The organism is Acidimicrobiia bacterium (genome assembly GCA_040878325.1).
Lineage (GTDB): Bacteria > Actinomycetota > Acidimicrobiia > Spongiisociales > UBA11373 > JAUYIV01.
The window spans coordinates 77966-89879 of sequence record JBBDMM010000006.1; the positions used below are offsets into that span (position 1 = coordinate 77966).

Sequence of the window (11914 nt, forward strand, 5' to 3'; positions counted from 1 at the left end):
CGGTCCGTGGTCTCGCTCCCTCTCTCGCCATAGGTTGAGCAAGGCAAAGGAGAACGCTCTGACGACGGAAGGGTTCAAGACATGTCACGGAAACGCTGGTCGGCGATAGCGATAGTGCTCGCGATGGTTGCGGCGGCGTGCGGGGGTGACGCCGTAGCGACCGACCCGGGCGAGGTCACTTTCGACATCGAACTTATCGAGATCAAGGGCGGCACCGACGGGATTGACCCACCGGATGTGGACCCCGCTTCGATCTCGTTGGGATACCGCTACAAGGCCCCGGGAACCGTCGACCCCGCAAACCCTGCCAAGTGGGAGGTGTCGACCTACCTGTTCAGCCCGGGAGCCATGTCGGTCGTCGAGGGCGAATCGGTGACGCTCCGAATGTTCGGCGTCAACGGTGACGAGCACGATGTCTGGGTACAAGCACCCGACGGCACTGTCTCGGTCGAGGCGTTCACCGTCAACCGTGGCAGGGAGTACTCGGTCACCTTCGAAGCCAGCCAGGCGGGGCACTACAAGTTGTGGTGCACCACGCACGGCCCGACGATGACGGCCGACATCCTGTCCGTCGGAGGTTGAGCTCGCCAGGGTGAGCCGGGAAGAGGAGGCGGCCGTGCCGGCCGGCCGCCTCCTCTTGGAACCCTCAATGCCCCGGGCGTGGGCGGCGGTCGCCGGACCGGCTCGGCCATGGATCTCCGCGATGGCCGCACCGGGCAGTTCAGTAGGCGGCGGCACCTGCCCCGCTCGCCACTCGACCTAGACGCCCGGCTTGACCACCATCGCCAGCACCACTGCGAATAGCACCAGTAGTTCGAGGTTGCCCGCAAGTCTGACCTTCGCGCGCGCAGCAGCCGCCGCCGGGGAATCGAAGCCGTCCGATTCGATCGCTGCCACCAGCCGCTTGGTCGCAGGGTCGGCAACGGCACCGTTCATCGCCCCCGAGAAGCCAATTCCGACGAAGCCCAGGATGATGAATAGGTCGGAGAAGTCGAATGTCGGGGTGTCGAACACCATGGCGACCCCGAAGGCCAGGGTCACCAGCACCGCCGGGCCGAACACCTTCGCGCTCAAAGCCTTGTTCTGGGTGCCGATCGCACGGATCGCGTCGGCCTCTTTGGCCTTGGTCAAACCGCGCCACAAGACGGTGAGGCCGACACCGGCGCCCAGCCACACAATGGCGCCGGCCACATGCATGAACTTGAAGAACTCGTAGCGGGTCACAGTCTCCATCCCCTCGTCGATCCGACGGCACGCTAGTTGGCGGGAGTCGCGGTGTCAGCGAACCTCCCTGCGGGGATTCAACGGCTCAGGATCAACCGAGCGATGGGGAGCACGAGCTCGACCCATTCCCCGTACATCGCCGCCGATGGATGGAGCCCATCGGCGGCGACGAGGGAGAGATCGGCAGCGGCACGCCGAGAGATCGGGGTGATGTCGAAGAAGTGGGCCGATCACCCGTAGTGTTCACCCATGTCGTTGCCTCCGGCGGAGACGGCGAGAGTCGCGCGTGGTCGGGGGTGTCGAGGCACCGGCTTCCCATCAACGGGAGCGGTCGCGAGCCCCCTGGTCAGCCCACGATGAGCAGATGTGCTGTGAACCCGGCGAGCGCCGACGCGGCCAACGTCCGCGTCACCGACCACTTCAGCCGGAACACCGCGTAGAGCCCGGCCAGCGCGAGGACCGCGGCGGCGATATCGAAGGTCGCCAATTCGGGCCTGTATAGGCGCAACCCCAGACCGTGCCGCAACTCGTCCACGGTCCCGAAGACGACGTGCAGGGCGAACCAGACTGCCAAATTGAGCATCACTCCAACGACCGCGGCCGTGATGGTGCTGAGCGCCGCATTGATCGGCCGGTTGCCCCTGAGCCGCTCGATGTATGGCGCACCCAGGAAGATCCACAGGAAGCAAGGGACGAAGGTGACCCAGGTGGTGAGCAGGGCGCCCAGCACTCCGGCCAACATCGGGTCGATCCCGAGGTCCGCCCGGTAGGCGCCCATGAAGCCTACGAACTGGACCACCTGGATCAGCGGTCCCGGCGTGGTCTCGGCCATCCCCAGCCCATCGACCATCTCGCCAGGAAGCAGCCACTGATACGCCTCCACCGCCTGCTGGGCGATGTACGCCAGCACCGCGTAGGCCCCTCCGAAGGTGACCACCGCGGCGTTGGAGAAGAACAGGCCCTGCTGTGACCAGATGCTGTCTCGACCGGTCCACAGGATCAGGATCGCCACGGGGGTGAGCCAGAGGAGGAGGCCGATCGCCGCCGTCTTGAGAGTTCGAGCGATCCTCGGTCTGGCTGGAGCGGCATCCGAGACCCGGGCCGGGGCCTGGCCCGTGCCCTCGACAAGCTGGCCGGTGTCGAGGTCGAAGGGTCGCAGGTTGAGCCGGCCGCCCAGGTGTCCGAGCAAGCCCGCGACGAGGATGATCACGGGAAAGGGGATGTCGAAGAAGAAGATGCTGACGAACGCCGCGGCGGCGACTCCATACATCAGCCGGTTCTGGAGTGCCCGCGATGAGATCCGCACGAGCGCCCCGGCGACGATGGCGATCACCGCCGGCTTGATGCCGTAGAAGACCGCCTCCACCCAGGCGGTGTCCCCGAACCCGGCATAGAGGACGCTGAGCGCGAGGATCGCCACGAACCCGGGAAGGATGAAGAGGACCCCGGCCACCAGCCCGCCCCTGGTTCCGTGGAGGGTCCACCCCAGGTAGGTGGCCAGCTGCTGGGCCTCCGGACCGGGAAGCAGCATGCAGTAGTTGAGCGAGTGGAGGAATCGCCGTTCGGAGAACCATTGCCGCTCCTCGACCAGGAGGCGGTGCATCACGGCGATCTGGCCAATGGGCCCACCGAAGCTGTTGAGGGCGACAGATACCCACACCCGGGTGGCCTCGCCGAAGCCTATCCCGTGGCTCGAATCACCCTCGTGCAGGCCGCTGCCGTCGTTTGCCGCGATCGCGCCAAGCTACCGCAGGCCGGAAGACCCGGGCGGAGGGGGGATGCTTAGGCATTCGACTTGGCCGGTGGGTACCACTTGCGAACACTTGTTCGGAGGCGTATCGTCTCCGCTCTTCCCCATGAGTCGGCCCCGGAAGGAAGGCCTCATGGACATCGGTGTTCCCCGCCGCGTGATCATCGTCGAGCCCGAGCCCGTCGCCGCCCCGGCCCGGCGCGAGCTCGAGCCGGAGCCAGCGAACGCGCCGGAACCACCCGGGCGCGAGGACGCCCCCGCGCCGGTCCCCGCCGGAGCCGGGCTTTGAGCACGGTCACGGAGTCAGCGGAGCATCGCCTCGCTCGCCTCACCGCCGATCTGCGTGCCCTCCACGCGGGAGCGACACTGACCGCCCCACCGATCGACTCGCCGGCCACCCGGGCGCTGCTGGCCGGGCGGCGGATTTCGGAGGGGATCGCGGCCGCCCGCCGTGCCGAGTTCGAAGCGGGCCGCCGCACTCTCGAGGACGCCCTGGATCGGATGCTCGACAACGCTCCGGCGGCCCTTCCGACACCGGCCACCCCACCACGCTCCCTATGGGACTCACCGCTCGAAGCCGACCGGTACTGGTCGCCGGTGCCGGTGCTCGGGTTCCGAGCCTGGGAGGTGGGCGACCGGCTGCACGGGGCCAAGCGCCCGTGGCAGTCGCACACCTACGAGGCTGGATGCATCCTCCGTAACAAGGAGCGGTTCGACGAGGCGGTCCCCCACACCGACGGGTCTTGTGGCAGGCCACCGTGTGGGGTGTATGCCACCAAGAAGGCGTGGTCGCTGCTCGACGAGTGCTTCGACCCGACCCTCGCCTTCGGGATCGTGGAAATGAGCGGCAAGGTGGTCGAACACGACTTCGGATACCGGGCACGCCGGGCCACCGCGGTGTTCATGGTGCTCGAGCACCAGGGGCAGGTGGTCACCGCGGCCGACCCCGGTGAGGTGGCCCGACTGTTCGCCGACCCGGCGGCCTACCTGGCGTCCCACCAGTCGACGGGCGTTCCATGGAATTCGGCGGAGGTGGAGCGGCGGTTGCTGACGGCGGCCAAAGAGCGGGAGAGGGCTCGATCAGGGGGTCCCGGCTGATGGATCTCCCCCGGGTGGTGTCGACCGACCGACTGCGTGAGCGAGGTTTCGACCTGCCCGGCCTCGCCCCGGAGGTGTTACGACAGCTCCACCCCTACGGACAGCACCTCGCCTATGAGACCACCACCTTCGGGGAGGTGGAGCCGATCGATATCACCTTGTGCACGGTGCTCGCCCTCACCGAGCAAGGCGACGTAATGCGGATCCTCCACCAGTTCCGGGACAAGGAGTGGGAGCAGTTGCCCACGGTCGACCGCCTGTTGCGCGACCACGCCCGCCTGGCGGAGGAGTCGGCGGTGCGCTCGGTGGTGGAGGGCCTGGAGGCCTGCCTCGGCGCCGACCGGGGCTACCAACAGGAGTTGCCGTTCGAGTAGGTCGCCGAGACCGACGGCTTGCGCGCCTCGTGCCCCAAAGGACGTCCAGGCTCGCACGCTGTCTCAGCCCCCGTCCTCATCCGACGATCTCGAGAGCCACCGGCAGCACCAACTCCACCCAAAGCGCGTACATCGCCGCCGATGGGTGCAGCCCGTCCCCGGCGAGGAGCGCCGGGTCGTCGTCGGCGCGACGCGAGATCGGGGTCACGTCGACAAACGCCGCACCCTGCCGCGCCGCCTCCTCCGCCACCACCCGGTTGAAGGCGTCGATCTCGGCGGCGATCCCGCCGCGGTCCTGCCCCGCGGCAAAGGGGGTGACCCCCCAGTCGGGGATCGACAGCACGACCACCCGGCCCGGCTCCCCGCCGGCGAACCCGATCGCCCGTTCGAGCAGCGCCCCGAACTCACCGCGGAACCCCTCCACGCCGTAGCCGCGGAACTGGTCGTTGACCCCGATCTGGAGCGTGACCAGATCGAAGGGACCGACGGGAGCGGCCTGGTCGATCCCCGCCTCCAACTCGGCCACCGTCCATCCGGTGCGGGCGACGATGACCGGACCGTGGACGGTGATTCCCTCATCGCCGAGCCGTCGGGCGAGGAGCACCGGCCAGCGGTCGGCCGGGTCGACCCCTTCCCCGATGGTGTAGGAGTCGCCCAGGGCGAGCAACCGGGCCTCGCCGCCAGCCGGCGGCGCCGGGGAACAGGCGGCGAGCAGGATTAGCACGGCGGCGAACCTCATCCCTCGAGCACGCCGGCCAGGATGTCGACGGCGTCCCAGACGTCGGTGAACGACACGTAGAGGGGGGCGAACCCGAAGCGCAGCAGGTCGGGAGGACGGACGTCTCCCTGCAGCCCTGCGGCCACCAGCCGCTCGTACACCCCTGACGCGTCGGGGTGGCGGAGCGACACCTGGCTCCCCCGCTTCTCGGAGTCACGAGGCGATGCGACCTCGAGCCCGAGCCGCTCGTCTACCAGGTCGATGAACAGCCCGGTGAGGGCGATGCTCTTGGCCCGCACCGCGGCGATGTCGATGCCGTCGTAGGCGTCGAGGGCGGCGTCGAGGATCGACATCGAGACGATCGGCTGGGTGCCGGTGATGAACCGGCGGATGCCGGGAGCGGGGCGATAGTCGGCTTCCATGAGGAACGGGTCGGCGTGACCGATCCAGCCGGGGATCGGGTCGCGGCTCGCTCAAGATGTGCCCCGTTGACGTACAGGTAGGCGGGCGCCCCCGGTCCGCCGTTGAGGTACTTGTAGGTGCATCCGACGGCGAGGTCGACGCCCCACCGGTCGAGTGAGATCGGAAGCACCCCGGCGCTGTGGGAGAGATCCCAGATCGCCAGCGCCCCGGAGGCGTGGATCGTCTCGGTGATGGACCCCATGTCGACGATCTCGGCCGTACGGAAGTCGACGTGGTTCATCACCACCGCCGCCACCTCCTCATCGAGGAGGTTGTCCACGGATTGGCCCCGGGGAATCACCCGGACCCGGCCTCCGATGAGGTGGGCGACGCTCGCGGCCACATAGCGGTCGGTGGGGAACGCCCCCTCCTCGATGACGACGGCGGTGCGGCCCGGTTGGAGGGTGGCCGCGGCCAGGAGCGCCTTGTAGAGGTTGGTGGTGGTGGTGTCGCACACCACCACCCGGCCGGGCTCTGCTCCGATCAGCCGGCCGATCCGGTCACCGAGCCGTAAAGGCAGCTCCCACCACCCCTCCTCCATCCAGCCCCGGATGAGCCGAAGGGACCACTGGTCGAGGATGGCGTCGGCCCGGTCGGGAACTCCGCGCGGCATCAACCCCAGGGAGTTTCCGTCCAGATACACGAGGCCATCGGTCACCACAAACCGGTTACGCGCCGCCGCCAGCGGGTCGGCGGCGTCGCGAACCTCGAACTCGGCGCGGGTCGTCACCCTGGCACGCTAGCGAGAGGTGTCAGCCGACGGCCCGGCTGCCCACCTCCTGATCGATGAGCAAGATCGCCGAGGTGGTCACCACCCCCCATCACCTCCTTTGGGCTCAACCGCGGTTAATTTGGCCGGTAGCACTCCCCGAAACGGACCCATGAAGAGCACCGTTCTTCTCCTGACACTCGCCCTGGTCGCCGCCTCATGTGGCGGTACGACCGCCGACACCACCACTACCACCGAGGCGACAACCACCACCGCCATCACGGTGCCGGCGACCACCACCTCCACCGGACCGACGACCACGACCACCACTCTGCCTCCGTCGCCGGTGCTGGCGACCGAGGGTGACGACAACGAGATCGTCGCCGCCTTCCAGTTCCTCCTCAACTGCGGGGGTTATGGGGAGCTGACGGTCGACGGCGAGTTCGGTGCGGGGACCACCACCGCGGTCACGGAGGCTCAGGAGGCGCTGGGATTCGACCCGACCGGCGAACCGACGGAGAACTTCTTCATCGCCCTCAACCAGTTGTGTCCCCAGACCCGTGCCGTCGAATTCGGCGAGGACGAGATCGCGGTGCGAGTGTTCGGCCACACCTCGGCGCTCGACCCGGAGAACTTCTCCATCCCGCTGATCTTCGGCAGCACGCTGATGGTGACACTGGTCTCCGGTGACGGCGCGATCGCCACGGTGTGGGATGCGCAAGGGACGCCCCTCGAGTCGGAGGACGGAACCACCTTCCTGATCGAGGAAACCGGTGACTACCGAATCGAGGTGAGCACCGCCGACGACCCGACCGTGTTCACCATCGAAGTCGAGGTCACTTCGATCGCCGAGGCCGGCGAGTGGATCATCACCACCGACGGGATCTCCCACGATGACACCGAGTTCCTCCTCGGCACCGCCGCCGGGCCGATGATCACCAAGATCTTCGAATTCCTCGGCCACGGAGTGCGAAGCGACTTCGACGAGTTCGACACCGGATGGGACGCCGCCGGACAGGAAGGTTTCCGGGGGATCTTCATCGAAGGCCTCGCCTTCCTCTTCACCGGCCCCAACGCCGAGAACCCGGGGCGCCCGGAAGTCTTCGCCCGGGTGAGGTATGTCGGCCCCTCCTTCGACGCCGATGGCGAGCCCAGGCCGGCCGGGTTCGTCCAGACCCTGTCCGGAATCACGGTGGGCCACACGCTCGAAGACCTGATCGACACCTACGGGTCGTCAGTGCGGTCCGGCAGCAACAGCGAAGAGCACTACTACCGCTACGGCGCCGCCGACGGTTCAGAAGTCTGCTTCTACTTCGGCGAAGACGAGCCGGATGATGACGACCAGATCCTCGAGATCTCTACGGAGTGCCGGGGGTAGGCGCGCGGAGCTAGCTGGTGGCGCCCGACCCACCTTCGGAGCGCCACCGACCACGACCCGCGGCACGGAATTCTGTCGGTCGTGATGGGTAGTCTCTCCAGCGGTTCAACCGGGGGGAGACTTGAGCGAAGCATTCTGGGAGCAGGGCGATACGGTCGATCGTGTCCCCGTCCACATCAGCATGCGGATCATCGAGCTCTTTTCAGAGGGCTTGTACGCCAGTCCGAACAAGGCACTTGAGGAGTTGGTCGCTAACGCGTTCGATGCGGGGGCGACCAGGACTCACGTTGCACTCTCTGTGGACCTCTCGGCTGACGATGCGCTTATCGTCGTCATCGACAACGGCGTAGGCATGGACGCGGCCGGTCTGAAGAAGCACTGGATCATCGGTGAGAGCGACAAGCGCACGACAGCGGATTCTCGCAAACGAGCTCCGATCGGGAAATTCGGAATCGGGAAGCTCGCAACATTCGTACTTGCTAGTCGCCTGACACATATCTCAAAGGCTGGCGGGAAGTACTGGTCAACCAGCATGGACTTCTCGACCCTCCCTACCGGGAAAGGGGCTGAGACCGACCAAGTCGACCTCGACCTCCGAGAGCTTACGCTTACCGAGGCGAAGGCTGCCGTCTCCCAAATTCTCGAGACCGCCGGGCTAGGCATGAAGAGCGTTCCCCTTTTCGGTCGTGGCGCGGACGAGTCGTGGACTGTCGCCGTTATGTCCGACCTGAAACCGATGGCGACGGAGATCACCATCGGGCGCCTCGGCTGGGTGCTAAGAACTGGAATGCCGCTCCGCGATGATTTCGTGTTGGTGCTCAATGGCACCGAGTTGACACCAGCAAAGGGTTCGAAGCATCGGATCGCGCGCCTCAGGCTCGGGGATGACGTCAAGTCAGTCCCGAAACCGGCAACCGACGACTACGAAGTCTCGGTTGATAAGAAACGCGGAGCGGACGACGGGCGATTCGGCCTCGTGGGTGCTCAACTCGGGCGAGTTACCGGCTACCTCGAGGTTTACGAGAATCCCATTGATACTGGGAAGGCGTGGGAACGATCGAATGGCTTCTTTGTGTATGTGCGAGGACGGCTGATCAACGGCGCAGATCCGGGATTCGGACTCGACCGAAACCTGCTTCGACACGGTACGTTTTCTCGGATGCGAGCCGTCGTCCACATGGACCGCCTTGACGACGAATTGCGCTCCTCGCGCGAGTCTGTTCGCGAGGGACCCACCCTTTTCGAAGCCCGCCACTTCCTCCACGGACTCTTCAACCTCGCCCGCAACACCTTGACCGGTTTTGAGGAAGAGCATGACCCGAGTAGACGTGTCGGCGACCGATTCGCCGCGGGACCTGCAAGTCTGACAGTCGCGCCGATACTTCGACTAGCAGCCGCAGCGATCCGAGGAGATGCAGTGCCGCTTCTCCTTGAAGTCGCGCTGCCAGCTGGGGTCTCCGCAGATGACTTCATCACCGACTTGAACAGGGCGGCCGAGGAGGCCGGTGGAATCCTCCGGGGGACTTCGCTAACGGACCTTGGCCCCAGATCGGGTATCGCTCGCCTCAACCTCAGCGAGGGATTACTTCAGATCAATCTGGCTCACCCTTTTGTTGCCAGCTTCGTAGATGACTTCTCGGATCCAAAGAGGAGTCTCCCACTAGAGCTACTGGCGATGGCCGAAGTCGTGCTCGAAGCGCAACTTTTCGACCAAGGGATGTCGACCGCCGACGCCCGTGAAGTACTCCGACAAAGGGATGACACCCTACGTGTTCTTGCGAGAGAACACGCTGAGCCGAATGCGATCACGATTGCCCAAGAGCTCTTGGATAGCGTATCGGACAAGGCAGCGCTTGAGACGGCTGTAGTCGCCTGCTTCGACTCGCTCGGATTCGAGGCTGTCCATGTGGGTGGGAAGGAAAAGCCCGACGGGTACGCCGATGCCCACCTCGGGGTTGAGAGCGATCTCAGCAAGGCGGCCTATAGGGTCACACTCGAGGCGAAGAGCAAGGAGCGGCCCGGGGCGAAAGCCGCTTCGAAGGCAGTCGGGGTGTCAGCCATTGAACGCCACATGACCGACTTCGGGGCAAAACACTGTGTTGTCGTCGCTCCCGACTTCGAGAAGGGCGTATTGAGCAAGGAGATCACTGCGGTTCGCGAGAAGACCGGTAGGTCCATAACCCTGGTGCGAGCGATCGACCTAGCCCGCCTCGTGCGCTTGGCGCCTCGCAAGGGGATCAACCTCTCGGACCTCGAGGAGCTCTTCGAGTGTTCAACGTCTGATGAAGTGTCGGAGTTCGTAGACAGCATCGAGAAGCTGCCGGACCGCACGAATACCTTCAGGACGATCCTCGAGGCAATCTGGCAGGAGCAACAGGAACAGCCGGACGCCGCGGTTCACTACTCGGCGCTTCGAGTAGCACTGCGGAAGTCGGCGAACATCAAACTGAGCGACGATGAAGTGAAGTCCGCGTGCATGGCGCTCTCGGCCATGGCGCCGACACACGTCTTCGCCCGTACCGATCGCGTGGAACTAAGCATCCGACCCGATAAGGTTCTTGCCGCGATCGCCGCGTACATAGCAGCATGACCTATCTGCACCCGTTTCCGGCGCGGATGGCCCCCGAATTGGCAGCGGCAGCCATCGACCACCTTGAAGGCCCCAGGCAGCGGGTCCTAGACCCGATGTGTGGCTCTGGAACGACACTGCTTGCAGCGCGCAGGGCTGGCCACCATGCGATCGGTCTGGACCTTGATCCACACGCCGTGATGCTGTCGAAGGGCCTCCTGACGAGCTACGAATCGAACCTCCTCCGCGACGCCAGCGAAGAGGTCCTCCAACTCGCAAGAAGCATCAAAGGCCGGATTACGCAAGGGACCGCGTATCCCGAAAGCTCGGATTTCGCCACGCGCGAGTTTCTCCGGTATTGGTTCGACCCGGCGACGCGTATCCAACTCACAGCACTGATACGGGTAATCGACGAGCAGCCTCGCGACGAGCTTTGGAGGCTCCTACGAATCGCATTCTCGCGAATGATCATCGTTAAAGAGAATGGCGTGTCACTGGCGATGGACGTCGCTCATAGTCGCCCGCATCGAACTTACGACAAGTCCCCAACTCACCCTTTTGACCTGTGGCCAGTCTCGATCGCGACGGTAGCGCGAGCCATCGAGGTATCCCGAGTCCCGGACGATCACCCGTTGGCGTCTGTCATGTTGGGCGACGCGCGGGCGACCGGCCTCCCCGACTCGTCGATCGATGCAATCGTCACCTCACCCCCATACCTCAACGGAATCGACTACATCCGGGCTTCCAAGTTTGCTCTCGTGTGGTTTGGGCACAACGTGGGTGAACTGCGCGAGTTGCGAGCGTCGTTGGTGGGAGCAGAGAGAGGACTGGCAGCCAGCGAACTCAGCGGCCTGGTCGCTGAGTTTGACGACGCCCATTGGTATCGCGAGCTCCCAAGTCGGCAACGGGGTCTGGTGCACCGGTACCTGGCGGATATGAGAAGCGTACTTGCAGAGTCGGCGAGGGTATTGAAGCTTGGGGCGACAGCCGTGCTCGTTGTTGGAGACTCAAGGCACCGGGGAGTCACAATCCCCAACAGCGAGATCCTTCAGCGTCTGGCGAGTCTTGCTGGCTTCAAGATCATCAAGAAAGTAGCGAGGCCCCTTCCGACGAAACACCGATACCTCCCACCGCCGCAGTCAACGGCGACGTCCGACCTGGATCGGCGACTGTCTTCCGAGTGGGTGCTCACTTTCAAGAAGACGAGTGGGTGCTCACCTTCAAGAAGATAGGACGAGCCTTCAATCAAACAGCCCCGCTCTCCGACGCAGCGCAGGGGCTAGCCGATTCACGCTCTGGGCCTGCCGCACCATCCCGCACCATCAGGGTTGAAGTCACCACGTCGAAGACGCCACGAGGATGGCCACCTCGATTCGCGGTCGCGAAGTCTAGTGTCCCTCTCTATGCGACCGTTACCTGGGAGGCCAAGGTGGGTGCAGAGTTCGGTCCCCTGATTGCCGGCGGACCCGATCGGGTCGTCCGGCGAGGCAAATACGTTCTTAGGAAAACGGGTCCCTGGACGCCGACGGTCCATGCCCTGTTGGCGCACTTCGAGCGCTTGGGAGTGCGGGGCGCGCCGCGCGCGCGAGGCCTTACGGCTGGTGGGTGTGAACGGGTCAGCTTCGTCGAAGG

The 11914-nt window shown here is 65.3% G+C and carries 12 protein-coding genes; 7 read left to right on the forward strand and 5 right to left on the reverse strand.

What is annotated here, in order from left to right:
* Positions 1-81: 81 nt before the first annotated feature.
* Positions 82-582 carry a cupredoxin domain-containing protein gene (locus WD184_03000; GenBank protein ID MEX0825714.1) on the forward strand — a complete coding sequence of 167 codons (501 nt, stop codon included), beginning with the start codon at positions 82-84 and terminating at the stop codon, positions 580-582.
* Between the two features lie 177 nt (positions 583-759).
* On the opposite strand, the gene WD184_03005 is transcribed toward WD184_03000, so the two are convergent.
* Both WD184_03005 and chrA read right to left on the reverse strand, forming a co-directional pair.
* On the reverse strand, positions 760-1233 hold the full coding sequence (locus tag WD184_03005; protein ID MEX0825715.1) for a DUF2269 family protein: 474 nt from the start codon (positions 1231-1233) through the stop codon (positions 760-762).
* A gap of 337 nt (positions 1234-1570) precedes the next feature.
* Complete coding sequence (gene chrA / locus WD184_03010) at positions 1571-2935, reverse strand: chromate efflux transporter (protein ID MEX0825716.1); 1365 nt, start codon at positions 2933-2935, stop codon at positions 1571-1573.
* Between the two features lie 145 nt (positions 2936-3080).
* Between chrA and WD184_03015 the strand changes: the two genes are divergently transcribed.
* The 3 genes from WD184_03015 to WD184_03025 are packed head-to-tail and all read left to right on the forward strand — an operon-like array spanning position 3081 to position 4446.
* Complete coding sequence (locus WD184_03015) at positions 3081-3263, forward strand: hypothetical protein (GenBank protein MEX0825717.1); 183 nt, start codon at positions 3081-3083, stop codon at positions 3261-3263.
* Entirely contained in the window at positions 3260-4072 is an 813-nt protein-coding gene (locus WD184_03020; GenBank protein MEX0825718.1) for a hypothetical protein, read from the forward strand. The genes WD184_03015 and WD184_03020 overlap by 4 nt, the downstream gene beginning before the upstream one ends.
* On the forward strand, positions 4072-4446 hold the full coding sequence (locus tag WD184_03025) for a hypothetical protein (protein ID MEX0825719.1): 375 nt from the start codon (positions 4072-4074) through the stop codon (positions 4444-4446). Before WD184_03020 ends, WD184_03025 begins: the two co-directional genes overlap by 1 nt.
* Positions 4447-4522: 76 nt before the next feature.
* Here the strand turns inward: WD184_03025 and WD184_03030 are convergent, their stop codons facing one another.
* Genes WD184_03030 through WD184_03040 form a run of 3 tightly spaced genes read right to left on the reverse strand, consistent with a single transcriptional unit; the run spans position 4523 to position 6356 of the window.
* Entirely contained in the window at positions 4523-5185 is a 663-nt protein-coding gene (locus WD184_03030; GenBank protein ID MEX0825720.1) for an SGNH/GDSL hydrolase family protein, read from the reverse strand.
* Entirely contained in the window at positions 5182-5517 is a 336-nt protein-coding gene (locus tag WD184_03035) for a hypothetical protein (GenBank protein MEX0825721.1), read from the reverse strand. Before WD184_03035 ends, WD184_03030 begins: the two co-directional genes overlap by 4 nt.
* A complete protein-coding gene (locus tag WD184_03040; protein MEX0825722.1) occupies positions 5415-6356 on the reverse strand; it encodes an aminotransferase class V-fold PLP-dependent enzyme in 942 nt (313 codons plus the stop codon). The genes WD184_03035 and WD184_03040 overlap by 103 nt, the downstream gene beginning before the upstream one ends.
* A gap of 151 nt (positions 6357-6507) precedes the next feature.
* Between WD184_03040 and WD184_03045 the strand changes: the two genes are divergently transcribed.
* From WD184_03045 to WD184_03055, 3 genes are all read left to right on the forward strand, one after another.
* A complete protein-coding gene (locus tag WD184_03045; protein MEX0825723.1) occupies positions 6508-7713 on the forward strand; it encodes a peptidoglycan-binding domain-containing protein in 1206 nt (401 codons plus the stop codon).
* Between the two features lie 121 nt (positions 7714-7834).
* Entirely contained in the window at positions 7835-10303 is a 2469-nt protein-coding gene (locus WD184_03050; GenBank protein MEX0825724.1) for an ATP-binding protein, read from the forward strand.
* Positions 10300-11514 (forward strand): DNA methyltransferase, encoded by a 1215-nt coding sequence (locus WD184_03055; GenBank protein ID MEX0825725.1) that lies wholly within the window; start codon positions 10300-10302, stop codon positions 11512-11514. The genes WD184_03050 and WD184_03055 overlap by 4 nt, the downstream gene beginning before the upstream one ends.
* The last annotated feature ends 400 nt before the right edge of the window (positions 11515-11914 follow it).